This is a genomic window from Tissierella sp. QWL-11, from assembly GCF_058683765.1.
The window spans coordinates 1,507,352-1,534,346 of sequence record NZ_CM178750.1; the positions used below are offsets into that span (position 1 = coordinate 1,507,352).

Consider the following 26,995-nt stretch of genomic DNA (forward strand, 5'->3'; position numbering starts at 1 on the left):
ATATGAAAAAAAAGGATATTATAAATTTAGTCTACAAAATAGCTGAAAAAATAGCAGATGAACTTAATTATGATTTAGTTGATATTGAGTATGTAAAGGAGTTTGGAAGTTTTTTTCTAAAGGTGTATATTGACAAATTAGGTGGTGTTACAATAGATGATTGTCAAAAGATGAGTGAAATTTTAGGAGATAAATTAGATAAAAATGATCCTATAAAAGAAGCTTATTACTTAGAAGTCTCTTCTCCTGGACTAGATAGACCTTTAAAAAGTGATAAAGATTTTAAAAGGAATATTGATAGAGATGTAGAAATTAAATTATATAAAGCTCTTGAAGACAAAAAAGTTTATGAAGGAATATTAAAAGGCTTTACTGAAGATGTAATCTCAATTTTAGATTATAAAAACAATATCATAGATATACCAAGGGATATGATATCAACTGTAAAGTTAACAATTAAATTTTAGGAGGATTAATATATGAACGAAGATTTTATCAATGCTCTTCGTGAGATAGAAAAAGAAAAAGGGGTATCTAAGGAAATAATATTTGAAGCTATAGAATCAGCTCTTATTTCTAGCTATAAGAAAAACTTTGGGTCATCTCAAAATGTAATAGTAGAAATTGACAAAGAGACAGGTAAATCAAAAGTATTTGCATTAAAAGAAATAGTAGAAGAAGTTCAAGATGAGTCTTCAGAAATAGATTTAGAACAGGCAAATAATATAAAATCTAGCAATGAATTAGGAGATATAATAAGAGTAGAAGTAACACCAAAAGATTTTGGTAGGATAGCAGCTCAGACTGCAAAGCAAGTAGTTATTCAAAGAATTAAAGATGCAGAAAGAGATGTTATTTATGATGAATTCATAAATAGGGAAAATGAAATAATAACAGGATTAATACAGAGAATTTCAAAAAACAATGTATTTATTGATTTAGGAAAGACAGAAGGAATCTTACCACCAATTGAGCAAATAGAAAATGAAACTTACAATCAATCTGATAGATTGAAATTACTAATCTTAGAAGTTAAAAAAACTACTAAGGGACCACAGATAATTTTATCTAGGGCACACCCTAATCTAATAAAAAGGTTATTTGAACTAGAAGTTCCAGAAATTAATAATGGCATTGTAGAAATATTTTCTATATCACGTGAGGCTGGATCTAGAACCAAAATTGCAGTTTACTCTAAAGATCCAGATGTAGATCCACTAGGGGCTTGTGTAGGATTTAAAGGCAGCAGAGTAAAAGCTATAGTAGATGAAATTGGAGGAGAGAAGATAGATATAGTTATCTGGGAAAAAAATCCAGAGATATTTATAGCGAATAGCTTAAGTCCTTCTGATGTTACTAAAGTTGAAATAGATGAAAAGAGAAAATCAGCTTTAGTAGTAGTTCCAGACTATCAACTTTCTTTAGCTATAGGTAAAGAAGGTCAAAATGCAAGATTAGCAGCTAAGCTTACAAATTGGAAGATAGATATAAAATCTGAAAGTCAATATAAAGAGCTTAAAGAAAATGAAAAAGAAGGAAATATAGAAGATTTCGAAGATGTAGAAGAGGCTCAATACAATGAACCATTAGAATAATTGGGGTGAAGATATGAAAAAAAGAAAAATTCCAATAAGAAAATGTTTAGGGTGTGGAGAAAGTAGAGAAAAGAAAGAATTAATTAGAATTGTAAAAACACCAGAAGACAAAATAGTAATAGACTCTACAGGTAAAGTTAACGGCAGAGGTGCATATATTTGTAACAGTTACGAATGCTTTGAGATGGCTTATAAGAAAAAAAACATTTCTAAAAATCTTAAAGCCGATATAACCGATGAAATATATGAAAAATTAAGAGAAGAGATAGAATAAAAAGAACACCTTTTTAATAAAGTAGGGGGTGCAGTATATGGCAAAAATTAGGATATATGAATTAGCAAAAGAATTAAACATGAGTAGTAAAGAACTATTGGAACAAATAGAAGACTTAGATTTAAATATAAGTAGTCATATGAGTTCAATAGATGAGGAAGAAGCTAAATTAATAAAAGAACTATTTATAGAAGAAAAAGAAGAGAAAAAAGAGAAAAAAGTCAAGAAAAATAGAGATACTTCCCATAACAAATCTCAAATGGAAGGTGCTAAAGAAAAATTGAATAGAGATGAATTAAATAATGAGGAAATAGTTGAAGAAACAAATGTAGTAGATATGGAAAATGCTATAGAAGTAGAAGATGAAATAATGGTAAAAGCTTTAGCTGATAAATTAGAAGTAAGCTCTACTGAAGTTATTACAAAGTTAATAGGATTAGGAGTTATGGCAAGTCAAAATCAAAATATAGATTTCGAAACTGCAATAATAGTTGGAGAAGAATTTGGTAAGACTATTATTCACAAACAAAAAGAAGAAGAAATGGATAAATTTGATTTAGATTATGAAGATGATCCTAAAGATTTAAAGCCAAGACCACCTATTGTAACTGTAATGGGTCATGTAGACCATGGAAAGACTTCTTTATTAGATGCTATTCGTGAAACCAGTGTTACAATAGGTGAAGCTGGAGGTATCACTCAACATATAGGAGCTTATGCTGTAAATGTAAAAGATAAAAAAGTAGTTTTCTTAGATACTCCAGGCCATGAAGCCTTTACTTCTATGAGAGCTAGAGGTGCTAAGGTAACAGACATAGCTATTCTTGTAGTAGCAGCTGATGATGGAATAATGCCTCAAACTGTAGAAGCTATAAGCCATGCTAAAGCAGCTAAAGTACCTATAATAGTGGCAATAAATAAAATTGACAAACCTGAAGCAAATATTGAAAAAATAAAGCAAGAATTAACTGAATATGGCTTGGTCCCAGAAGATTGGGGTGGAGACACTATAACAGTTCCCGTATCTGCAAAACAGAGAATGGGTATAGAAGATATACTAGAAATGATTCTTTTAGTTGCAGAAATGCAAGAATTAAAAGCAAACCCAAATAGAAAAGCAGTTGGAACTATAATAGAAGCTCAATTAGATAAAGGTATGGGACCCCTAGCAACTGTATTAGTACAAAAAGGTACTCTTAATGTAGGAGATATGGTTGTAACAGGAACTGCTAGTGGTAGAATTAGAGCCATGTTAGATAATTTTGGTAAAAGAGTGAAAAAAGCTACTCCATCAGTTCCTGTAGTTATATTGGGATTATCAGAAGTGCCGAATGCAGGTGAGTTACTTTATTCAGTAGAAGATGAAAAGACTGCAAGAAATTATGCTAGTGATATGAAAAATGTTTTAAGAAAGCAAAATTTAAAATCAAGTGCACCAGTTTCTCTAGAAGATTTATTTGATAAAATAAAAGAAGGGGAAATAAAAGATTTAAATATTATAATAAAGGGAGATGTGCGTGGTTCTATTGAGGCTCTAGCACAATCTTTACAAAAAATAGATAATGAAGAAGTGAAAATAAATGTAATCCATGGTGGAGTAGGAGGCATAACAGAAAGTGATATAATGCTTGCTACTGCTTCAAATGCTATTGTTATAGGATTCAATGTAAGGCCAAATTTAAACGCTATAGAAGCTGCTAAAAGAGAAAAAATAGATGTTAGAACATACAGAGTAATATATGAGGCTATTGAAGATATTAAGTCTGCTGTAAAAGGGATGTTAACGCCGAAATTAGTAGAAGAAATATTGGGTAGAGCTGAAATGAGAGCTACATTTAGACTTCCAAATGGTAATTCAATAGGAGGAATTTATGTTTTAAATGGTAAAGTCACTAGAAATTCAACTATTAGATTACTGAGAGATGATGTAGTAATATTTGAAGGTAAAGTGTCATCCTTAAAGAGATTTAAAGATGATGTTAGAGAAGTTTTATCTGGATATGAAGGCGGAATAGGACTTGAAAATTATAACGATATAAAAGAAGGAGACATTATAGAAGCTTATATTCTTAAAGAAGTTGAAAGATAAGGAGACTAAGTATGAACAATAAGAGAATAAATAGAATCTCAGAAGAAGTAAAAAAAGTTATTTCTGAACTAATCTATAATGGTCTAAAAGACCCAAGGGTAAGTACGATGACTACAGTAACTGGTGTAGAAGTAACTAGAGATTTAAGCTATGCGAATGTATATGTATCTGTTTTAGGAGATAAAGTAGAAAAAGAAGAAGCATTAAAAGGCTTAGAAAGTGCAAAAGGGTTTATAAGAAAAGAAATAGGTAGAAAAATAGAATTAAGATATATTCCAGAACTTATATTTCATCTAGATGAATCTATTGAAAAGGGAATGTATATGTCTAAATTCATTGAAGAGGTCAATGAAAGAGACAGAAAAAACAGGAGAAAAATAGATGAATGATCTTTTAAATAATGGTTTTAAACAAGTTGAAAACTTAATAAATAAGAGTGAAAATATATTTATTGCTTCCCACATAAATCCTGATGGAGATAATATTGGATCTATACTTGCTATGGGATTAGCTTTGAAAAATATGGGTAAAAATGTAAATGTTTTAAAAACAGATGCAATACCAAAATACTTTGATTTTTTACCAGGTATAGATCTAATAAAGGATTTTGAAGAAAACATGGGGGCGGAAGACTTATTTATAGTCTTAGATTGCAGTGATGAAGATAGATTAGGTCCATTAAAAAAATTGTTGGGAATTACTCAAAACACTATTAACATAGATCATCATGTAAGTAATACAAATTTTGGGAAAGTAAATGTTGTGGATGCATCAGCATGTGCAACTGGAGAAATCATCTACAATTTATTGGATTATATTAATCTGAAAATAGATAAAGATATTGCTACAAATCTATATACTGCAATAAGCACAGATAGTGGAAGCTTTAAATATGAAAGTGTAACAGGAAATACCCATAGAATAATTGCTAATTTATTAGATATAGGTATTGATCATAATAATATTAATATAAATCTATATGAAAAAGTTGGTATTAATAGATTTAAATTGACTAATAATGTCCTTGCTAATTTAAATACCTATAATGATGGGAAAATAGCTATTGCAAAAGTTAATAAGGAGATTCTAGAAAAAACAAATACTAATATGGAAGATACTGAAGCCATAGTTTCATATATTAGAAAAATTGATGGAGTTGAAGTAGCTTGTCTTTTGAAAGAATTTGAACCAAAAGAAATAAAAGTCAGTTTACGAAGTAAGGAATATCTAGATGTTTCAGTGGTTTGTGAAAAATTTGGTGGTGGAGGACATAAAAGAGCTGCTGGATGTAAAATAGAGGAAGATATTGATAGAGCGGAGTCCTTACTGATACAAGAGATAAGAAATTATTTAGGTGATTAAATGAATGGCATAGTAAATTTTTATAAACCAAAAGGAATGACTTCACACGATGCTGTATACTATTTCAGAAGGTTATTTGGGATTAAAAAAATAGGTCACACAGGAACCTTAGATCCTAATGTGGTTGGGGTACTACCTATATGTATAGGTAAGGCTACTAGAATGTCAGAATATGTTTTAGAAGTTAATAAAGAATATATAGGAGAACTTACTCTAGGAATAGAAACAGATACACAAGATTCTGATGGGAAGATAGTTAATCATTCAAAAAAAGAAGTAAAAAGAGAAGAGATATTATCCATATTCAACAAATACATAGGAGAAATTAATCAAATACCTCCTATGTATTCTGCTGTAAAACACAAAGGAAAAAAGTTATATGAATTAGCTAGAGAAGGAAAAATGGTTGAAAGAGCTTCAAGAAAGGCATATATTTATAAATTAGATATATTAAATATAGATAATAACAAAAAAGTGTTATTTTATATTAAGTGTTCTAAAGGAACTTATATTAGAACAATATGCCATGATATAGGTAGAGATTTAAATACATATGGTTATATGAGCCATTTAATTAGAGTGGGAGTAGGAGATTTTAAAATAGAAGATTCCCTTAGTATGGAGTATTTAAACAAAATGGACAAAAATAATCTAAAAGAAGTTTTATTACCTATGGATTTAGCAGCTCCAAATCTTAAAAAAATAGCAATAGAAGATAAACTCTATAATAAATTAATAAATGGAATGAAGATAAATATGGATGATTATCCAGAATTAAAGCTTGAAGAAAAGTATAGAGTGTATTGTAAAGATAAATTTATTGGCGTGGGAAGAATTATAATAAAAGACAATCTAAGAAAATTAAAAATGGATAAAGTATTGGTATAGGTGATAATATTGGATATTATTCAGATAAATAAATTTAAAAAAAAGAAATATAATACATCTATTGCACTTGGAAACTTTGATGGAGTTCATATAGGTCATATGGAATTAATAAAATCTATGATAAGAGATAGCGAGGAGTTAGATTTAAAATCTTCTGTACTTTTATTTGAGAATCATACTAAGTCAATAGTAAAAGGACAAGCTCCAAGTTTACTTACTGATAATGTTCAAAGGACAGAAATTATAGAAGATTTGGGTGTAGATATATTATATAAGACAAACTTTAATTCGCACATAAGAAAGTTATCTCCTAAAGAATTTATAAAAAAGATACTAATAGAAATATTAGATGTCAAAGCTATAACTGTAGGTTATAATTATAAATTTGGATACAAAGCTATGGCAGATGTAAAAGATTTAGAGGATATATGTGGTAAGTATGGAATCAAGGTAACAATAATAAAACCTGTAATGCTAGAAGAAGAAGTTATAAGTAGTACTAAAATAAGAAACTACTTAGAACAAGGAATGATAGAAAAAGCAAATAGTATGTTAGGAAGAAATTATACTATAAGAGGGAAAGTAGTTTCAGGAAAAAGACTTGGTAGCAAATTAGGTTTTCCTACTGCCAATATAGAATTAAATGATAAGTTTTTAATACCTAAAATGGGAGTATATCATACTAGAACTAATATAATGGGTAAATCTTATTTAAGTGTTACTAGTATAGGAAAAAACCCTACTTTTGATGAAAAAAAAGTAAAAATAGAAACTCACATACTAGATTTTGATAAAAAAATCTATGGACAAAATATAGATATAGAGATAATAAAATATTTAAGAAAAGAAGTTAAGTTTAATAATGTGGATGAATTGAAAAATCAAATAAAACTTGATATAAAGAATGTAATAGATTGATAATCATATTTACAATTATAGTAAATTGTGATATTATTGAAATGTTGACAATTACCTTAGGCTCAGTATATCGTATCCTCAACGGTTAACTAGGCTTCAGGTGTACAAAAATATGGAGGTGCAACAAATGTTAAATAAAGAATCAAAAGAAAATATAATCAGCGAGTATCAAAAGCATGAAGGAGATACAGGTTCTCCAGAGGTGCAAATAGCACTTTTGACTTATAGAATCAACTCTGTAAATGAACACTTAAAATCTCATAAAAAAGATCACCATTCTAGAAGAGGATTACTTAAAATGGTAGGTCAAAGAAGAGGTTTATTAAGATATCTACAAGAAAAGGACATAGAAGGATATCGTTCTTTAATTCAAAAATTAGGAATAAGAAGATAATAAATAAGAGCGGGGGAAATCCCGCTCTTATTTATTAAGTAGGACTAATTTGTTTTATAAAGGATACACTATATGTGTACAAAGGAGGAGATAATTCGTGGAAAGAAATTTTCAATATAGCTTAGCAGGCAAAGATTTAAAGGTAACTATTGGAAAAGTAGCGGAGCAAGCAAATGGAGCATGTTTAATCCAATATGGAGAAACTGTAGTTTTAGTAAGTGCTACATCATCTGATGAACCTAGAGAAGGAATAGATTTTTTCCCCCTAAGTGTAGATTATGAGGAAAAATTATATTCTGTAGGTAAAATTCCTGGAGGATTCATAAAAAGGGAAGGTAGACCTAGTGAAAAGGCGATTCTTACATCGAGATTAATTGATAGACCTATTAGACCATTATTTCCAGAAGGATTTAGAAATGATGTACAAGTAATTGCTACTGTATTATCAGTAGATCAAGACTATTCACCAGAGATAACAGCTATGATAGGTTCTTCTGTAGCTTTATCAATCTCAGATATACCATTTGAAGGGCCTACAGCATCTGTATTAGTAGGACTTATTGATGGAGAGTTTGTATTGAATCCTAATAGCGTGGAAAGGGATAAATCTGAAATTCATTTAGTTGTATCTGGAACTAAAGATGCTATTATGATGGTTGAAGCAGGGAGTAATGAAGTAACAGAACAAACTATGTTAGAAGGTATACTATTTGCACATGAAGAGATAAAGAAAATCTGTGGCTTCATAGAAGATATAACAGAAGAAGTAGGAAAAGATAAAAAAGAGTTTTCTATTTTTTATCCTCAAAAGGATTTAAGAGAAAAAATAATATCTTATGGTAGCCAAAAAATGGTAAATGCTATTAATACAATAGAAAAACAAGAAAGACAAGATAATATTGACAATGTATCTACGGAGATTTTAGAATATTTCTTAGAAGAATATCCAGAAAATGAAAAGGATATTAAAAGTATAATAGAAGACATGATAAAATATGAAGTAAGAAGACTTATATTAGAAGAAAATATAAGACCAGATAATAGAAAACCAGAAGAAATAAGAAAAATCACCTGTGAAGTTGGCTTACTGCCAAGGACACATGGATCAGGGCTTTTTACTAGGGGCCAAACTCAAGTTTTAACTATTGCAACACTAGGAGCATCATCAGATGTTCAAATTATAGATGGATTAGGGGAAGAAGAGTCAAAGAGATATATGCATCATTATAATTTCCCGCCTTATTCAGTAGGAGATACAAGACCTCTAAGAGGACCTGGTAGAAGAGAAATTGGACATGGAGCTTTGGCGGAAAGGGCACTAGTACCTGTAATTCCATCAGAAAAAGATTTTCCTTATACTATACGATTAGTATCTGAAGTTCTTAGTTCGAATGGATCTTCATCTCAAGCAAGTATCTGTGGAAGCACACTTTCTTTATTAGATGCAGGAGTTCCCATTAAAAAGCCAGTAGCTGGAATAGCCATGGGACTTATTAAGTCAGATGATAAAGTTGCAATTTTATCAGATATACAGGGGATGGAAGATCATTTAGGAGATATGGATTTCAAAGTAGCAGGAACAAAGGATGGAATAACTGCTATTCAAATGGATATAAAAATAGGCGGAATAGATAAAAAAATATTGGAAGAGGCTTTGGAAAATGCAAGGAAAGGCAGATTGTTTATCCTAGATAAAATGTCTGAAGCTATAAATTCGCCTAGGGAAGAATTATCTGTTTATGCTCCTAGAATTTATACTATGGACATAAATCCAGATAAGATAAGAGACGTTATAGGACCAGGCGGAAAGATGATAAATAAAATAATAGATGAAACTGGAGTTAAAATTGATATAGACGATACTGGACATATATCAATTGCAGCAGAAGATAGTTCTGGTGGGGAAAAAGCTATGGAAATCATAGAAAATCTTGTTAAAGAGGTAGAAAAAGGAGAAATATATCTTGGTAAAGTAACTAAGATTACAAGTTTTGGAGCTTTCTTAGATATATTAAATGGGAAAGAAGGATTATTACACATTTCAAATATTTCTAGAGAAAGAGTAAATAAAGTTGAAGATGTATTAAAAGTAGGAGATGAAGTTTTAGTAAAGGTAATGGAGATTGATAAGCAAGGTAGAATAAATCTTTCGAGAAAAGTATTATTACCTGAAGAATCTAAAAAAGAATAAACATAAATTATATTATACATGAGCCTATAGGGTTCATGTTTTTATTTTTTTTGTATAATATAAATTTATTTGAATATACATTTAAAAAGAACATGGGGGGATACTATGAAACTTATAATTTTAAACAAAAAAACCTTGTATTTAATAATAGCTGTTATTGTATTGGCTAGTATTTGCATTGGTTTATTATTAAGGATTCAATCTACAAAGGATGTATTTAAGCAAGATATATATTATCAAGGGACAAAAGATGAAAAAATAGTAGCTTTTGCCTGCAATATTGATTGGGGAGACGAATATATAGATAGTATGTTAAAAATATTTAATGAGAATAAAATAAAGATAACATTCTTTCCCACTGGTAAATGGGCTGAAAAAAATCCATATATTGTAAAGAAGATATTTGATAAGGGACACGAAATAGGAAATCATGGATATAATCATCTTGACTATGATAAATTAGATTTAGAAGGAAATAAGAAAGAAATTTTAAAATCTCATAATATACTTAAAGATATTATAAATGAAGATCCTACTTACTTTGCTCCTCCTTCAGGAGCATTTAATGACTATACAATAGAAGCTAGCAAAGAATTAAATTATAAACTTATACTATGGAGTGTAGATACTATTGATTGGCGAGAAGATAGTACTAAAGATTTAATTAAAAAAAGAGTAATTGATAAAATTCACAATTCAGCGATTGTATTAATGCATCCTACTGAAGAAACAGTAAAAGCACTACCTGAAATTATTAATTATCTACTTGAAAATGACTATAAAATTGGTACAATAAGTGATGTACTATAATTTTAAGATGAGGTGATTTTTTGTTAATAAAGATAATAAATAATAGCATGTATGATTTACCTAAATATAAGACTACTGGATCAGCAGGAATGGATTTAAAAGCCAATATTTCTAAACCTATGACTATTAAACCTTTTGGGAGAGCCTTAGTACCGACTGGGCTTTTCATGGCCATACCAGAAGGATATGAAGGTCAAATAAGAGGGAGAAGTGGACTAGCCTTAAATCATGGAATTACTCTTGCAAATGGTATAGGAACAATTGATAGTGATTATAGGGGAGAGATAAAGGTAATATTAATTAATCTTGGAGAAGAAGATTTTAAGATTAATAGTGGAGATAGGATAGCTCAGTTTGTATTGAATAAATATGAAAATATTGAATTTGAAGAATTAGAGGTATTGGAAGAAACAAATAGAGGAGAAGGTGGATTTGGCCATACAGGAAAGTAAGATTTACTATCAAGAAAAATCTTATCATAAATGATAAAGAATAATAATAAAATAATTTCATATAATTAAGTATTAAAACTAATAGGAGGATTATATGAGATTAAGTGAATTGGGAAATAAAGAAATAGTAAATCTTAATAATGGAGAAAGATTAGGGTTATTAGAAGACTCTGATATAATATTTGAAGAAGATACAGGTAAAATTATAAGCCTATTATCTTTTAAAAAAAAGTTAGGTTTTAAGCTTCTTGGAATAGATAGTAGTAATATGGAAATACCTTGGGATACTATAAGAAAAATAGGACATGATATGATAATAGTAGAACTGGATTATTAATTCGATTCTAAAAAAAGAAAACATCTTCAGATGTTTTCTTTTTTTAGGCATAATATCTAAATATGTGTAAAAGATAATTATGAATATATTAAATTGGAGGTTCTAAATATGTATAAAAATGAACAAAAAGAAGAGACAAATGATTCCATAGAGAGTATAAAAGAATTTGGAGTCAATTTACCTGGTGAATTTAAATCAAATATACAATTTATATCAATAATAGGAGAAATAGAGGGACATAGTGTAGGTAATTCTAATAAAAAGGCTACTAAATATGAACATATTATTCCATTATTGATAAATAGTCATATAAACCCTAATATTAAAGGTATATTTATAATTTTAAACACTATAGGAGGCGATGTTGAGGCAGGATTAGCGCTTTCAGAAATGATTAGTAGTATAGATAAGCCTACAGTATCCCTAGTATTAGGTGGAGGACATAGTATAGGTGTACCTTTAGCTGTCTCTACTGATTATTCTTTTATAGCCCCAACTGCTACTATGACTATACATCCTATTAGAATGACTGGATTAGTAATAGGAGTACCTCAAACATATAGATACTTTCAAAAAATGCAAGAGAGGATAAATAATTTTGTTATCTCTAATTCTAAAATTAAAAAGGAGGATTTTTCTCGATTAATGTTTGATACCGATGAATTAGCAAATGACATAGGTACCATACTTGTTGGTAAAGAAGCAGTTGAATATGGCCTAATAAATGAAGTAGGTGGGTTAAAGCATGCATTAAGTAAATTAAATGAGTTAATAGATAATAAATAAAATAGAATATCATTGATATATATGCTATAATATCATATATATCAATGACTTAAAGGGGTTTTAAACTAAGATTACTAAACTTTATTTTGTTTATAAAGATAGGGATTTAAATTATATATTTCATTACTATTCTTTACTCTTTTAGAAATCTTAGACATGATAAAAAAATACTATCAGCTACGAACTAAATGTTACAAAGGTGGATTATATGGAAAAACAAAAGAAAAAAAGTAAAAACAAAAGGAAAACAAAGAAAAAAAATTCTATAAATAAGGATATAGTAGGGTCTATAATTATTGGAATAGGTATTATTTGGATGATAAGCTTATTTAGTTTTCAAATGGGAATAGTGGGCTCTTTTATTAGAGGTACTACTTTTATGCTAATGGGATTTGGAGGATATTTTTTTCCGTTGCTACTTATTTCTTCAGGAATTATATTTATAGTGGATAAATATGATAAAAAAGAGAAAACTAAAATTATAAACTTACTAATAATATTTACATTTACACTTGTATTTTTAGATGGAAGAAATATTGAAATAAAAAATTTTATAGAAAGAATTAAAATAGCAAATTCTTTATCTTTATTTAATAAAGGTGGAGGAATTATTGGAGCTATTTTGGGATTTTTTATATATAGTTTATTTGGTAAAATAGGTGGGTATTTAGTTATAGCTCTTGGTATATTAATTAATTTATTAATGCTAACAGAAAAAAAAATAAAAGATGGTTTAAATGCTATAAACTTATCTAAAATAAATGAAATATTGTATAAGGAGCCAGAAGAAAAAATAGAAATTATTGATCCTATAATTAATAATCCTATGGATATTGTAAAACCAAAGAATCAAGATATTAAAATATTAGATTATACTGATGGAGATTTAAAAGAACAAAAAAATTCAGCAAATAAGGTAAAGGTTAAAGAAAAATCTAAAGAGATTGAAATTGAATCACAAATAGAAAATCTTCAAACTAAAAATACAGGTATAATATATAATATTCCAAATATAGATTTGTTAAATATTCCTGAAGAAAGACAAGACCTGAATGAAAGAAAAGATATACTTAAAAATGCTAAGATAATAGAAGATACTATGACTAATTTTGGTATAAAGGGTAAAATAACTCAGATTAATAAAGGTCCTACTATAACCTGCTATGAACTGTCCCCATCACCAGGAATAAAACTTAGCAAGATTGTATCTCTATCTGATAATATAGCATTAAGTCTAGCCTCTTCTGATATTAGAATTGAGGCTCCTATACCAGGCAAATCTGCTGTAGGAATAGAAGTGCCTAACAAAATAAAGGAAAGTGTATTTTTAAGAGAAATATTAAGTTCTAAAGAGTATAAAGAAATAGATTCAAATGTACCTTTAGCACTTGGTAAAGATGTGAGTGGAACACCTATAATATCCTCCATAGATAAAATGCCACATTTATTAATAGCTGGAGCTACAGGCTCGGGAAAAAGTGTATGTATAAACACTATTATAATGAGTATTTTATATAAATCTTCACCTAATGAGGTAAAATTATTATTAATAGATCCAAAAGTTGTAGAGTTAAGCATATACAATGAGATACCACATTTATTAATTCCGGTAGTAACAGATCCTAAAAAAGCTGCTTTTGCACTTAATTGGGCAGTTGAAGAGATGGAAAAAAGATATAAACTATTTGCTCAAAACAGTGTAAGAGATATATTGTCTTATAATAATAAAATGGAGGATAATGAGGAAGAAAAATTATCCAATATAGTTATAATTATAGATGAACTAGCAGACTTAATGATGGTTGCAGCTCAACAGATAGAGGACTATATATGTAGATTAGCGCAAATGGCACGTGCTGCAGGGATTTATCTTATAGTGGCTACTCAAAGACCATCAGTAGATGTAATTACTGGAACTATAAAAGCTAATATTCCATCAAGGATATCATTTGCTGTTTCTTCTCAAGTAGATTCTAGGACTATATTGGATATGGCAGGAGCAGAAAAATTACTTGGAAGAGGTGACATGTTGTTTTATCCTTCATTTTACTCTAAACCTCTTAGGGTCCAGGGAGGATTTATAAGTGATAATGAAGTAGAAAAAGTAGTAAATTTCCTTAAAGAAAACAATAATGCAAATTATAGTGAGGAAATAATTGACATAGTTCAAAATTCTAAAGCTATAAACTTAGCTGATAGTGATGAATTACTAGAAGAGGCAATCAATTTAGTTGTTGAGGAAGGACAAGCATCTATATCCTTTCTTCAAAGAAAACTTAAAATAGGCTACTCAAGAGCTGCTAGGATTGTAGATGAGATGGAAGAAAGAGATATTGTTGGTGGACATGAGGGAAGCAAACCTAGAAAAGTTTTAATTACAAAAGAGGATTTAGCAGAATTGGACAACAGTATATAAAATTTAATTAAAAAGATTGGAGAATTTCAAAATGAATTTAGCAAATAAGATAACTATATTTAGAGTGTTTTTAGTTCCCATATTTATGATTGTATTTTATCTAGATTTTAATAATCATGATATAATAGCTGGAATAATATTTATTATAGCAGCTCTTACAGATACTTTAGATGGATATATTGCAAGAAGTAAAAATCTAGTTACTAATTTCGGGAAATTTATAGATCCTTTGGCTGATAAAGTATTAGTATCTGCAGCACTAATCTTGCTAGTAGAAGCCAATAGAATTCCTGGATGGGTTGTTATAATAATAATAGCAAGAGAATTTACTATAACTGGTTTTAGGATTATAGCAGCATCTGAAGGAATTACAATAGCTGCAAGCTCATTAGGAAAATTTAAAACTATAACTCAGTTAGTAGCTATTGTTTTATTATTGTTTAATAATTATCCTTTTAATAATATTAATTTTCCTATGGATATGATACTTTTATATATTTCATTAATATTTACAGTTTTATCAGGTTTTGACTATATATACAAAAATAAACAGGTAATAAAATTAGATAATAAATAATAGGGGAAGATAATATGAAGGCAGAGATAATTTCAATTGGTACAGAGCTTATGATCGGAAGCACACTAAATACTAATTCTATGTTTCTATCAAAAAAGTTAGTTGAATTAGGAATAGATACATATTATCATTCTAGTGTTGAAGATGATGAATACAGACTAAGCCAGGTAGTAAATATTGCATTAAAAAGAGCGGATTTGATAATTACAACAGGGGGATTAGGACCTACTAAAGATGATTTAACCAAAGAAGTTATTTCCAAATGTTTGAATTTAAAATTAGAATTTGATTCCGAAATGGAACAAAACATTTCAAAGATTTTTTCAAATATGCATAAAAATATGACTAATAATAATAAAAAACAAGCTATGAAACCTGAAGGATCTGAATTTATATTAAATGATATAGGGACAGCTCCTGGGATATTTATAAATAAAAATAATAAGAAAATTATAATGCTCCCAGGACCTCCTAAAGAAATGAGTCTAATGTTTAATAAATATGTTCTACCTTTATTGATAGAAGACCATTCTATAATAATTAGATCTATAAATACCATAGGAATAGGTGAATCCGCATTAGAAACAAAAATTTTATCCTTAGATATACCGAAAGATAGTTTAATAATAAATACTTATGCAAAAGAGGGAATTGTAGAGGTAAAGATAATAGGAAAAGGTAAAAATGAAAAAATTCTTCAAAAAAAGATAGATAATGCTGTAAATATTCTAAAAAAAGAATTAAAGGATTATATTTATGGTTATAATGGTATTAGTATAGAAGAGGTAGTTTTAAATTTACTAATAGAAAAGAATATGAAAATAGGAATATGCGAGTCCTGTACAGGTGGTTTAGTAAGTAGCAAATTAACTAAAATACCAGGGGCTTCAAAAGTTCTAGACAGATCCATTATATCTTATAGCAATAAGTCCAAAGTTGAAGAGTTAAATGTAGATGTGGAGAACTTAAGTAAATACGGTGCAGTCAGTAGAGAAGTTGCTTATGATATGGCCAAGGGCCTACTTGAAAAAAATGATTTAGATATAGTAGCTTCTGTTACGGGAATAGCAGGTCCTACTGGTGGAACAGATAATAAACCTGTAGGACTTGTATATATATGTATTATGACCAAAGAAAGTCATAATATAATTCAGAGAAATTTTAGTGGAAATAGAGAAATAATTCAAAATAAAAGTGCCATAGCTGTTTTAAATGAGATAAGAAAATGTTTACTAAAATAATCTTGACTATTTTTAGAAAATATTATATCATTACCTTAAGAACTAATGTTCCGAAACATAGAATACAGAAAGGGGTGATTCCAGTTTAACTGGAATATTATGGCAGATAAAACAGAAAAAGAAAAATCTTTAGAGTTAGCCTTAAGTCAAATTGAAAAACAATTTGGAAAGGGCTCAGTTATGAAATTGGGCGAAAATACAAAAATGAATTTAGAAATTATTCCTACTGGATCTTTAGATCTTGATATTGCATTGGGTATTGGTGGAATACCTAGAGGAAGAATTATTGAAATTTATGGGCCCGAGTCTTCAGGTAAAACAACCGTATCTTTACACGTGATTGCAGAAGCACAAAAAAAGGGAGGAATTGCTGCATTTATAGATGCAGAACATGCATTGGATCCTGCTTATTCTAAAAAATTAGGTGTAGATATTGATAATTTAATAATATCTCAGCCAGATACAGGAGAGCAAGCTTTAGAAATAGCAGAAGCTTTAGTAAGAAGTGGAGCAATAGATATAGTTGTAGTAGACTCAGTAGCTGCTTTAGTCCCAAAAGCAGAATTAGAAGGTGAAATGGGAGATAGTCATGTAGGTTTACAAGCTAGGTTAATGTCTCAAGCACTAAGAAAATTAGCAGGTGCCATAAATAAGTCTAATACTACATGTATATTTATAAATCAACTAAGAGAAAAAATAGGTATAATGTTTGGAAACCCTGAAACTACATCTGGCGGTAGAGCTCTTAAGTTTTATTCAAGTGTAAGACTTGATGTAAGGAGAATAGAGTCGATAAAACAAGGAGATCAAATCTTAGGAAATAGAACTAGAGTTAGAGTTGTAAAAAATAAAGTTGCTCCTCCTTTTAAAGTGGCTGAATTTGATATTATGTATGGCCAAGGAATATCTAAAGAAGGTAATGTACTAGATGTAGGAGTGTCTTCTGGTATTATAAAAAAATCTGGGTCATGGTATAGTTATGGAGAGCACAGATTAGGTCAAGGAAGGGAAAACTCCAAAGACTTCTTAAAAGAAAATCCTGATATATATGATGAGATAGAACATAAGGTGAGGGTTGAAAATAAGCTAGTAGATGAAGAAGGTCCTGAGAAGGATGATAAAAAAGAAGATACGGATAAATAATAAATAAAAAAAGTAACAAAACCTCCTAAAAAGGAGGTTTTGTATTAGGAGGGATAATAATGAAAATACTTTATTTTACAGATACTCATATAAGAGGAACTTCTCCTAAGAATAGAAAAGATGATTTTATTTTAACTTTAGAAAATAAACTTAATGAAATATCAGATATTATTAAAAAAAATGATGTAGATTTTGTTTTGCATGGAGGAGATTTATTCGATAGGCCAGATGTTTCTGTATCTATTGTAAGTAGATTTTCTAAAATATTAAAAGGAATAAAGGTTCCTATTTACATTATAAGTGGAAATCATGATGTATATGGGCATAATCCTCTAACTATTAATCGTACTATGATAGGACTTTTGAATGAATTAGAAATTTTAAACATAATAAATGAAAAAGAAATAAAAGTACTTGAAAAAGATAATATTAAAGTTCAAATAACAGGGCAACCATATATATATGATATAGACAGTATCACAAATAGAAAATACTATATAGTAAATGAAGTTCAAGAAGATGTAAACTACTCTATACATATGGTACATGGGATGTTACTTGATAAGCCATTTATAAAAGGAGTACCTTATACTCTTATAGATGATATAAAGCATACTAAAGCAGATATCACCTTATCCGGGCATTACCATTCAGGGTTTGAAAAGACTGAGATAGATGGGAAATACTTTATAAATCCTGGGAGTATGGTTCGTATATCAAATAGTCTTAGAGAAATTGATAGAATTCCTAAAGTTGTGTTAATGGAATTTAATGAAGATATAAATATATCTTTTTTAGAACTAAAAACTGCTAAAAATGGAAAGTTGGTATTGGATAGGGATGAAATAGAAAAAAATATATTTAAGAGAGAGCAAATGTATGAATTTAAACAAAGTGTAGACTCTGCTATAAATTTTGAAAAGATGGATATAAATGATGTATTAATAGAGGTGTCCTATGCTGAGGGTTTAAGTGAACATGTGAAAAAAGAGGCATTGAAAAGAATTTCTATGATTCAAATGAAAGGTTTATCAGGTGAATAATTATGAAGTATTTAAAAACTATAATATTAGAAAATTTCCAATCACATAAACATACAATTATGGACTTTAGTGAGGGATTAAATGTAATAGTAGGCCCTTCTGATACAGGTAAATCTGCAATTATACGGGCTATCAAATGGGCCTTATATAATGAACCATCTGGAGACTATTTTATCAGAGAGGGTGAAAGTGATGTTTCTGTAACCCTTATATTTAATGATAAGACGAAGATCAAAAGATATAGAAGTAAGTCTAAAAATCAATATATTCTATATGACAATTTAGGTCAAGAGATAAAATATGAAGGATTTGGATTAGGCGTTCCTGAGGAAATTGTAGAAAAAGTTGGAATTAAAAAGATATATTTAGATAGTGACGAGACAAACTCAATTAATTTAGGTGAACAATTAGATGGAGCATTTTTATTATCAGAAAAAACTAGTACTAGAGCTAGTGCAATAGGTCGATTGATAGGTGTAAATGTTATCGATGACGCATTAAAAGAAACATTAAAAGATGTTCGGAACTCATCTATAGAAAAGAAAAATAAGGATCAGGATATTGTTCTCATTACAAAAGAATTGGAAGCTTTTGATTATCTAAAAGGATTAAATAGTAGACTAAAACAATTAGAGAAAATAAAAGAAAAAATAAAAATTAAAGATGAAAAAAAAGATAAATTAATAAAATTATCTTTAAAATATAACAAATATAATAAGGAATTAAAAACTTTAAATTTTTACTTAGAAAGATTAAATACAATAGAAGAGTTAGATAAAGTTGTTAAACAAATTGAAATAATAAATAAAGATTATAGATACTATACTAATGGAAGTGAAAAACTAAAAAATTGTAAAGATAAAATAAATAAAAATATTTCTATAATAGATAGGCTAAATGGAATAGATCGAATTTTAGAGATTGAAAATTCTTTGGAAATAAATCTAGATTTAAAATCTAAATTATTGGGAATTAAGTCTAAAAACAATTCTATAAATTTGGAAATGAAAAATACTAATAATAAACTATCTAAGCTGGAAAACATACCTAAAATACAAAGTATGATAGATGATTCTAGTATTAAAATAGCGTATCTCCATGAATTGCAAACATTAAATACTGAGTATAAAACTAATCAAGATAGTATAAGGAAAGGGAAGCAGTATATCATAAACTTTAACTATATTGGCACTGTTGATTCTAATTATAATATTTTAGAAAAAAAGATATCTGATATAGTTAATTTGATTGATAAAAAAACTTCTTTAGATAAAGTTAAAAATTATATATCTAGTGAAGAAAATAGATGTAAGGGAATAAATGCTAAGATAGATAAAAACTTAAGTGAATACAAGGACTTATTAAAGCAAAATGAGGTATGTCCTTTATGTCTTAGCAATATAGATGATGAAAAATTAGATCACATTATACAAAATTTAAAATAGGTTTAAATAGGAGGGTTATTTAATGAATTATGATAAAAAACTAAGTGTTCTAAGGGAAGATTTAGAAAATGCTAAATCATTAAAATACAGAGCAGAGGCACGACTAGAACAACTTAAAAATCAAGAAGAAGAAATAACTAAAGAATTAAAAGAACTAGGAGTTAGACCAGAAGACCTAGATATGGAGATAGAAAAATTAACTTTAGAAATAAACCGATTATTTACAGAGGCAGATAGTTTATTACCTAAAGATATATTAGAAAAGAAGTGAGAAGATGATAAATAATCTAACCCAATTAGAAGAAAGTATAGATGAATTAAAAAATTTTATTTCTAAAGAAAGTGGAAAACAAGAAAATTTATTAGAACAGTTAAAAAGGCAAAAACAAGAAGTAGTGAAATTAGAAGAGAACATTGAACTATTAGAAAAAGTAATTATTTTATTTCAAAAAACTTCTGAATTTGCTAGGAGTCAAGCTAAGTTTCAGATAGAAAATTTAGTTACGAAGTGCTTACAATATATATTTGAATCCAATATAAAATTTATTATAGAAATTGAAGAATTAAGGAATAAAGCCAATGCACAATTTTATGTTATAAGTGAGAGTGATGGAATGGAAATAAAAACACGACCAGAAGTCTCACGGGGTGGTGGAGTAGTAGACATTGTTTCCTTAGCTTTAAGAATAGCATTTTTACAAATTCATAATCCTAAAATACAAGGTCCACTGATATTAGATGAGCCAGCTAAGCATGTAAGTCAAGACTATATATACAATGTAGGAGATTTTTTAAAGGAAATATCTGAAATGTTCAATAGACAGATAATAATGGTAACTCACAATCAACATCTATCTGCTTTAAGTGAAAGTAGTTATAGGATAGAACTGAATGGTTCAACTAGCTTAGCAACTAAAGTAGAACCCTAATTCCTTCTTGACAATAGACTCAATAAGTAATAAAATGAAATTGTGTAACCATGCAATTATATAATAATGAACATATCCTGATGAACTGTAATTTATTTAGGATACTACTATGTTTAAGATTCATATAATTTAAGACATAGTTGTTTATGAAATTAAAATGAAGTGTGGAACTTGAAAATTTAATAAATGGAGGTGTTTAGTTATTGAAATTTTATATGCAATAGTTGGAGCAATAGTTGGAGTTATAATTGGATATTATATAAGGAAAAATATTGGTGAAGGCAAAATAAATAGTGCAGAAAATTTAGCTGAAAATATAGTTGAAGATGCTAAAAGAGATGGAGAAGCTCATAAAAAAGAGCTTTTATTAGAAGCCAAAGAAGATATCCATAAACTTAGGACAGAATCGGAAAGAGAAAACCGAGAAAGAAGATTAGAAATTCAAAAGTTAGAAAAAAGAGTTATTAACAAAGAGGAAATAGTAGATAAAAGAGCTGAATCTTTAGAAAAGAAAGAAGAAATGCTTTCTAAAAGAACTAAGCGTTTAGAAGAAAAAGAGTTGTCAATAAATGATCTTTATGATAAACAACTACAAGAATTAGAAAAACTTTCTGGTTTGACTTCTGAGCAAGCAAAATCAATATTGTTAGATGATGTTAAAAAAGAAATAACCCATGAATCTGCAATAATGATTAAAGAAATAGAAAATCAAACAAAGCAAGAAGCAGATAAAAAAGCTAGAGAAATTATTTCCACTGCTATTCAAAGATTTGCTGCTGACCATGTAGCAGAGACAACTGTAACAGTTGTAACTCTTCCGAATGATGAAATGAAAGGAAGAATTATTGGTAGAGAAGGTAGAAATATTAGAGCATTAGAAACATTAACAGGGATAGATCTAATAATAGATGACACTCCTGAAGCAGTAGTTTTATCAGGATTTAATCCTATTAGAAGAGAAGTTGCGAGAATAGCTTTAGAAAAGCTTATTTTAGATGGTAGAATACACCCTGCGAGAATAGAAGAAATGGTTGATAAAGCTCAAAAAGAAGTAGATGATATCATAAAAGAAGAAGGGGAACAAGCCGCATTTGATACTGGAATCCATGGTTTACATCCAGAGATAATAAAATTATTAGGTAGGTTAAAGTACAGAACAAGTTACGGACAAAATGTTTTAAAACATTCTATAGAAGTTGCTCACTTAGCAGGTATGATGGCAGCAGATTTAGGAGTAGATTCAAAAATTGCTAAAAGAGCAGGCTTACTACATGACTTAGGTAAAGCTGTAGACCATGAAGTTGAAGGGCCTCATGTAGAAATAGGTGTAGATTTAGCTAGAAGATATAAGGAGTCTAAAGAGGTTTTACATGCAATGGAAGCTCATCACGGAGATGTTGAGCCTCAAACCATAGAAGCTGTTTTGGTACAAGCTGCAGATGCTATATCGGCAGCAAGGCCTGGAGCTAGAAGAGAAACTTTAGAGTCTTATATAAAAAGGCTTGAAAAACTAGAAGAAATAGCAAACTCTATAGATGGAGTAGAAAGATCCTTTGCCATACAAGCAGGTAGAGAGATTAGAATTATGGTAAGCCCAGATGAAATTAGTGAAAAAGAGACTATTCACACTGCTAGAGAAATTGTAAAGAAAATTGAATCAGAATTAGATTATCCAGGTCAAATAAAAGTTAATGTTATACGTGAAACCAGGTCTATAGAATATGCTAAATAATAAATAAAATATATTTTAAATTTACTATTAGGAGGCTATTGAATGGATATATTAAAAGTATCAGCAAAATCAATTCCAAATGCCGTTGCAGGTGCATTAGCCGGAGTATTGAGAGAAAAAGGTAGTGCAGAAATTCAAGCAATAGGAGCGGGAGCTTTAAATCAAGCAATTAAAGCAGTAGCTATAGCTAGAGGTTTTGTTGCACCTAGTGGGATAGATCTTATTTGTATCCCAGCTTTTATAGATATTCAGATTGATGGAGAAGAACGAACTGCGATTAAACTTATTGTGGAACCTAGATAGTTAAAAAACCTGCCATATGGCAGGTTTTTTTCTAATCTATTCTATTAATAATTCTTTAAAATGCAGATGCTACAATGTTAAGTTTTATATTGTATTTTAAATTTAAAAAATGTTATAAAATATAAATATATGGAATGGGGATGGAGACTTTGAAGTTTGATTTACATGTACATACTAATTGTTCAGATGGTATTTTAAGTCCTGAAGAAGTTGTAGATTTAGCTGTGAAGAGAAACCTGGATGGAATAGCCATAACAGATCATGATTCAGTAAGAGGAATACAAAGAGCAATAGAATATAATAAAAAATTTAAAAAAATTAATATAATACCAGGGATTGAGTTTAGCTGTGTTTATAAAGATGAAGAAGTGCATATATTAGGATATTTTATAAATTACTTTGATAAAGAGTTACTAGAAATTACGAGGGAGTTTAGAGAGTCTAGGAAACAAAGAGCGAGAAAGATTCTAGAGAAATTAGATGGAATGAATATAAATTTAAATTTTCGAAATATATTGATAAAAGGGGATGAGGAATTTATAGGTAGGGCAAATATTGCTAGAGAATTGGTTGCAAAATCCTATGTTAAAAATAAACAAGAAGCTTTTGATAAATATCTAAATAGAGGAAGAGCAGCTTATGTAGAAAGGTTTCATCTAGGTATAAAAAATACTATAAATTTAATAAAGAGAGTAGGAGGGGTTTCGGTTTTAGCTCATCCTGGACTTTTGAAAGATAAATCAATAGTAGACTATTGTATAAGTATGGGTATAGATGGTATAGAATGCATACATTCTAAGCATAGTCCAAATGATGTAAATACTTTTAAAAATATTGCTCAAAATAATAATTTGTTAATTACTGGTGGATCTGACTTTCATGGTGAGAAAGATAATGAAATATTATTAGGGAAATACTATGTAAATTTAAATGATATCCCTAAATTAAAGGAGAGATTATAATTGAGTGAAGGATATACACAGAGACAGAGACAATTTCCAACAACCTTAGGTACTACGACTTTTGTAAGATTATATATCTTACACCTGCTAAACGAAAAAAATCTTTATGGAAATAAAATAAAAGATGAAATAACTAGTAGACTCGACAATAAATGGAGCCCAAGCCCTGGTATGATATATCCACTTTTAAGAGAATTAGAATCAAATGGATATATACAAGGATCATGGGATGAGCCTTTAAAGAGATCGATTAGGAGATATAGGATAACAGATGAAGGAATAAAATACTATAAAATACTCCTTTTGAAAAATAAGTCTTCTTTTGATGATTCTTTAACTATTATAAAAAATGTATTAAAAGATATATATGGAGAAAGTAAATAAACAAAGGACTTTAGTAATATTTTAATATACTGCAAAAATTTCGGCCGTTTCCAAGATTGCATTTAGATATGATAAATAAATATATATACATCTTATGCAATGTCATTAGATAATATAAAATAAGGAATTAATAGAATTTTAAAACATAAAACGAAGAAGAATAATATGTAAAAACTCCAAATCTTAAGATTTGGGTCTGTATGCAATTGTATTGACTTTCATTTAAAATGTCATACAATAACATCTGTAGATGGATAAAAAATCAATATAAGGCATTTTAGAGAGTCGGAATTTACATGTTTAATAAAAATTTCCAATAACAATATGCATATCAATTATATAGTTATATGCATATTGTAAAATGTATATAAAGGGATTAATTTTATTGTATTTAATATTGATAAAATTAATCCCTTATGTTAATATAAGATTAGTCACAAAATAGTTATTTTGTGACTAATCTTATATAGAAAGAGTGATTATATGTCAAATTTACCAATTTTCTTGGAAGATTATTTAAATTATATGGAAACTATTAAAGGGACTTCTCCTAACACTGTTAAAGAATATTATCTTGATTTGCGCACATTTCTAAAATTTATAAAAATGCGATATAAACTAGTTTCTAAAGAAACTGATTTTGAAGATATAAATATTGAAGATATAGATATAAGTTTAATTAAAAAGCTTACTATACAGGACTTACATGCTTATATATCTTATGTGGATAAAAAAAGATATAATGGAAATCATACTAAATCTAGAAAAGTAGCTTCCTTGCGATCCTTCTTTTTTTATTTACACACAAAGATAAATATAATCGAAGATAATCCTGCAAGATTTTTAGAATTCCCCAAAACAGATTCGAGACACCCTGTATATTTGACACTTGACCAAGCAGAAAATTTACTTAATACAGTTTTAAAAAATAAAAATGAAGAATATAGAAAAAGAGATTATGCTATAATAACCCTATTCTTAAATTGTGGATTAAGATTATCTGAATTATCTAGTATTGATATTAATAAAATAACTGATAAGGATACCCTATCCGTTATTGGTAAAGGAAATAAAGAAAGAACTATTTTCTTAAATGAAGCTTGTATAGAAGCTATAAATCAATATTTAGAAGTTAGACCCAAAAAAGCAAATGATGAAAAGGCTTTATTTATTAGTAAAAGAAAAAATAGGATGAGTAACAGAGCTATACAGCATATGATAGATAGATACTTAGAAAGGTCTGGATTAGATACAAGTGTGTATTCTACTCATAAATTAAGGCATACAGCTGCTACTCTGATGTATAAGTATGGAAATGTAGATATTAGGGCCTTACAAGAGATTTTAGGACATGAATCTGTAGCTACTACTCAGATATATACACATATAGATGATGAAAGACTAAGAGATGCAGTTAGCAGTAATCCTCTATCTAAAAGAAAATAAATTTATATTAATAAGGACTAGATTATGTATTAATACACAATCTAGTCCTTATTAATATAATCTTTAAGTCTAATACTATTAAATTCCCTTTTACTCTATAATAGGAATTTTTATTATATCTCCTGGAAATATGTATGAAGTCTTCAGTTTATTCATATTCTTAATTTCATAGATCATCTTTCGTATATCGTATTCTTTTGGCTTATATTTAGCCGAAATATCCCACAAAGTATCCCCTTTTGATATTTGAACTTCTATAAATGGTTGTTCTAATATATCACTATATACCTGATGTGATGGTTTTAAAAGAGTTATAAGGCTAATCATAAAAATAAATGATACCGTTAAAAACATACAAAATCTTTTTTTATTTACTACTTTATATTTTTTCATATCTACACCTCGCACAAGAGTTCTGAACAAAAGTTCTAACTACATTTTACAAAAACATTCGTTCTTTGTCAATAGTTTTAATGAAAAAAAGAACCTTTGTTTGATTTATTTTTATGATTATGTTATAATTACAAGTAATTAAAAATTTAATTAATTTTGTAATCGAATAATTAAAAAATATAAAATTAAGAGGTGTTAAAAATGTATGAAGATCTTTCACAAAAACAGATGGAAATATTACTTTATATAAAAAGCGAAATTCAAAAACAAGGATATCCTCCGGCAGTTAGGGAAATTTGCAAAGGAGTAGGTCTTAAGTCTACTTCAACAGTCCATAGATATCTTGAAAAGTTAGAGTCCATGGGCTATATTAGAAAAGATCCTACTAAACCAAGAGCTATAGAAATACTGGACAAAGAAGATAATTTTTTATTGAGTAAAAAGAAAACAGTAGATGTACCTATCGTTGGTAAGGTAACAGCAGGCAGTCCTATTTTAGCAGTTGAAAATATTGAAGATACATACCCTGTTCCCTACGATGCTGTTGAGGGAAATGATGTATTTATGTTAAAAATCCAAGGGGAAAGTATGATTGATGCAGGCATATTAGATGGGGATTTAGTATTAGTAAAAGAACAAAAAAATGCAAACAATGGAGATATAGTAGTTGCTCTTCTTGGAGAAGAAGCTACAGTAAAAAGATTTTTTAAAGAAAAAGATAAAATCAGATTACAACCTGAAAATCAATTCATGGAACCTATATACTCAAGAGAAGTTAGTGTATTGGGAAAAGTTATAGGTCTATATAGAAGTTTATAAAATAAAAACATACTCAAGAGTTTACCTCTGATGTTACCCCCCAAATCCGGACACGGATTTAGGGGG

At 28.7% G+C, this 26,995-nt stretch carries 29 protein-coding genes; 28 read left to right on the forward strand and 1 reads right to left on the reverse strand.

Features of this window, described 5'->3' with window-relative positions; all coding sequences use genetic code 11:
- Window positions 1-2: 2 nt before the first annotated feature.
- From rimP to AC4PG3_RS07375, 27 genes are all read left to right on the forward strand, one after another.
- Window positions 3-467: a ribosome maturation factor RimP gene (rimP, locus tag AC4PG3_RS07245; RefSeq protein WP_492195995.1), complete on the forward strand. Its 465-nt coding sequence runs from the start codon at window positions 3-5 to the stop codon at window positions 465-467.
- 12 nt (window positions 468-479) lie between these two features.
- A complete protein-coding gene (gene nusA, locus AC4PG3_RS07250) occupies window positions 480-1,595 on the forward strand; it encodes a transcription termination factor NusA (protein WP_492195996.1) in 1,116 nt (371 codons plus the stop codon).
- Between the two features lie 13 nt (window positions 1,596-1,608).
- Window positions 1,609-1,869: an RNase P modulator RnpM gene (gene rnpM / locus AC4PG3_RS07255; protein WP_492195997.1), complete on the forward strand. Its 261-nt coding sequence runs from the start codon at window positions 1,609-1,611 to the stop codon at window positions 1,867-1,869.
- Window positions 1,870-1,906: 37 nt separating this feature from the next.
- A complete protein-coding gene (infB, locus tag AC4PG3_RS07260) occupies window positions 1,907-3,958 on the forward strand; it encodes a translation initiation factor IF-2 (RefSeq protein ID WP_492195998.1) in 2,052 nt (683 codons plus the stop codon).
- Between the two features lie 11 nt (window positions 3,959-3,969).
- Window positions 3,970-4,347: a 30S ribosome-binding factor RbfA gene (gene rbfA, locus AC4PG3_RS07265; RefSeq protein WP_492195999.1), complete on the forward strand. Its 378-nt coding sequence runs from the start codon at window positions 3,970-3,972 to the stop codon at window positions 4,345-4,347.
- Window positions 4,340-5,320, forward strand: a complete 981-nt coding sequence (locus AC4PG3_RS07270; protein ID WP_492196000.1) for a DHH family phosphoesterase — start codon at window positions 4,340-4,342, stop codon at window positions 5,318-5,320. Before rbfA ends, AC4PG3_RS07270 begins: the two co-directional genes overlap by 8 nt.
- A complete protein-coding gene (gene truB / locus AC4PG3_RS07275) occupies window positions 5,321-6,208 on the forward strand; it encodes a tRNA pseudouridine(55) synthase TruB (protein ID WP_492196001.1) in 888 nt (295 codons plus the stop codon).
- Window positions 6,209-6,217: 9 nt separating this feature from the next.
- Window positions 6,218-7,126: a bifunctional riboflavin kinase/FAD synthetase gene (locus tag AC4PG3_RS07280; RefSeq protein WP_492196002.1), complete on the forward strand. Its 909-nt coding sequence runs from the start codon at window positions 6,218-6,220 to the stop codon at window positions 7,124-7,126.
- 127 nt (window positions 7,127-7,253) lie between these two features.
- Window positions 7,254-7,520, forward strand: a complete 267-nt coding sequence (rpsO, locus tag AC4PG3_RS07285; protein ID WP_492196003.1) for a 30S ribosomal protein S15 — start codon at window positions 7,254-7,256, stop codon at window positions 7,518-7,520.
- Between the two features lie 97 nt (window positions 7,521-7,617).
- Complete coding sequence (locus AC4PG3_RS07290) at window positions 7,618-9,711, forward strand: polyribonucleotide nucleotidyltransferase (protein ID WP_492196004.1); 2,094 nt, start codon at window positions 7,618-7,620, stop codon at window positions 9,709-9,711.
- Between the two features lie 105 nt (window positions 9,712-9,816).
- Entirely contained in the window at window positions 9,817-10,521 is a 705-nt protein-coding gene (locus AC4PG3_RS07295; RefSeq protein WP_492196005.1) for a polysaccharide deacetylase family protein, read from the forward strand.
- Window positions 10,522-10,541: 20 nt separating this feature from the next.
- On the forward strand, window positions 10,542-10,973 hold the full coding sequence (gene dut, locus AC4PG3_RS07300; protein WP_492196006.1) for a dUTP diphosphatase: 432 nt from the start codon (window positions 10,542-10,544) through the stop codon (window positions 10,971-10,973).
- Window positions 10,974-11,067: 94 nt separating this feature from the next.
- Entirely contained in the window at window positions 11,068-11,310 is a 243-nt protein-coding gene (locus tag AC4PG3_RS07305; protein WP_492196007.1) for a YlmC/YmxH family sporulation protein, read from the forward strand.
- A 108-nt stretch (window positions 11,311-11,418) separates the two neighbouring features.
- On the forward strand, window positions 11,419-12,096 hold the full coding sequence (locus AC4PG3_RS07310; RefSeq protein ID WP_492196008.1) for a ClpP family protease: 678 nt from the start codon (window positions 11,419-11,421) through the stop codon (window positions 12,094-12,096).
- 208 nt (window positions 12,097-12,304) lie between these two features.
- Window positions 12,305-14,512: a DNA translocase FtsK gene (locus tag AC4PG3_RS07315; RefSeq protein WP_492196009.1), complete on the forward strand. Its 2,208-nt coding sequence runs from the start codon at window positions 12,305-12,307 to the stop codon at window positions 14,510-14,512.
- A gap of 31 nt (window positions 14,513-14,543) precedes the next feature.
- Window positions 14,544-15,089: a CDP-diacylglycerol--glycerol-3-phosphate 3-phosphatidyltransferase gene (gene pgsA, locus AC4PG3_RS07320; RefSeq protein WP_492196010.1), complete on the forward strand. Its 546-nt coding sequence runs from the start codon at window positions 14,544-14,546 to the stop codon at window positions 15,087-15,089.
- Between the two features lie 14 nt (window positions 15,090-15,103).
- Complete coding sequence (locus tag AC4PG3_RS07325; protein WP_492196011.1) at window positions 15,104-16,330, forward strand: competence/damage-inducible protein A; 1,227 nt, start codon at window positions 15,104-15,106, stop codon at window positions 16,328-16,330.
- 99 nt (window positions 16,331-16,429) lie between these two features.
- Window positions 16,430-17,473, forward strand: coding sequence for a recombinase RecA (gene recA, locus AC4PG3_RS07330; protein WP_492196012.1), 1,044 nt, complete (start codon window positions 16,430-16,432; stop codon window positions 17,471-17,473).
- 59 nt (window positions 17,474-17,532) lie between these two features.
- Window positions 17,533-18,516, forward strand: coding sequence for a metallophosphoesterase family protein (locus tag AC4PG3_RS07335; protein ID WP_492196013.1), 984 nt, complete (start codon window positions 17,533-17,535; stop codon window positions 18,514-18,516).
- A gap of 2 nt (window positions 18,517-18,518) precedes the next feature.
- On the forward strand, window positions 18,519-19,961 hold the full coding sequence (locus AC4PG3_RS07340; RefSeq protein WP_492196014.1) for an AAA family ATPase: 1,443 nt from the start codon (window positions 18,519-18,521) through the stop codon (window positions 19,959-19,961).
- Between the two features lie 22 nt (window positions 19,962-19,983).
- Window positions 19,984-20,232, forward strand: coding sequence for a hypothetical protein (locus AC4PG3_RS07345; protein ID WP_492196015.1), 249 nt, complete (start codon window positions 19,984-19,986; stop codon window positions 20,230-20,232).
- A gap of 4 nt (window positions 20,233-20,236) precedes the next feature.
- Entirely contained in the window at window positions 20,237-20,890 is a 654-nt protein-coding gene (locus AC4PG3_RS07350) for an ATPase (protein ID WP_492196016.1), read from the forward strand.
- A gap of 202 nt (window positions 20,891-21,092) precedes the next feature.
- On the forward strand, window positions 21,093-22,622 hold the full coding sequence (gene rny / locus AC4PG3_RS07355) for a ribonuclease Y (protein ID WP_492198211.1): 1,530 nt from the start codon (window positions 21,093-21,095) through the stop codon (window positions 22,620-22,622).
- Window positions 22,623-22,664: 42 nt separating this feature from the next.
- Window positions 22,665-22,925 (forward strand): stage V sporulation protein S, encoded by a 261-nt coding sequence (locus tag AC4PG3_RS07360; RefSeq protein WP_492196017.1) that lies wholly within the window; start codon window positions 22,665-22,667, stop codon window positions 22,923-22,925.
- 149 nt (window positions 22,926-23,074) lie between these two features.
- On the forward strand, window positions 23,075-23,887 hold the full coding sequence (locus tag AC4PG3_RS07365) for a PHP domain-containing protein (protein WP_492196018.1): 813 nt from the start codon (window positions 23,075-23,077) through the stop codon (window positions 23,885-23,887).
- Entirely contained in the window at window positions 23,888-24,271 is a 384-nt protein-coding gene (locus tag AC4PG3_RS07370) for a PadR family transcriptional regulator (protein ID WP_492196019.1), read from the forward strand.
- 483 nt (window positions 24,272-24,754) lie between these two features.
- Window positions 24,755-25,717, forward strand: coding sequence for a tyrosine recombinase XerC (locus AC4PG3_RS07375; RefSeq protein WP_492196020.1), 963 nt, complete (start codon window positions 24,755-24,757; stop codon window positions 25,715-25,717).
- Between the two features lie 90 nt (window positions 25,718-25,807).
- Here the strand turns inward: AC4PG3_RS07375 and yneA are convergent, their stop codons facing one another.
- Window positions 25,808-26,110 (reverse strand): cell division suppressor protein YneA, encoded by a 303-nt coding sequence (gene yneA, locus AC4PG3_RS07380; RefSeq protein WP_492196021.1) that lies wholly within the window; start codon window positions 26,108-26,110, stop codon window positions 25,808-25,810.
- A 201-nt stretch (window positions 26,111-26,311) separates the two neighbouring features.
- Here yneA and lexA point away from each other — a divergent pair, with 201 nt between their 5' ends.
- Window positions 26,312-26,929 (forward strand): transcriptional repressor LexA, encoded by a 618-nt coding sequence (gene lexA / locus AC4PG3_RS07385; RefSeq protein WP_492196022.1) that lies wholly within the window; start codon window positions 26,312-26,314, stop codon window positions 26,927-26,929.
- The last annotated feature ends 66 nt before the right edge of the window (window positions 26,930-26,995 follow it).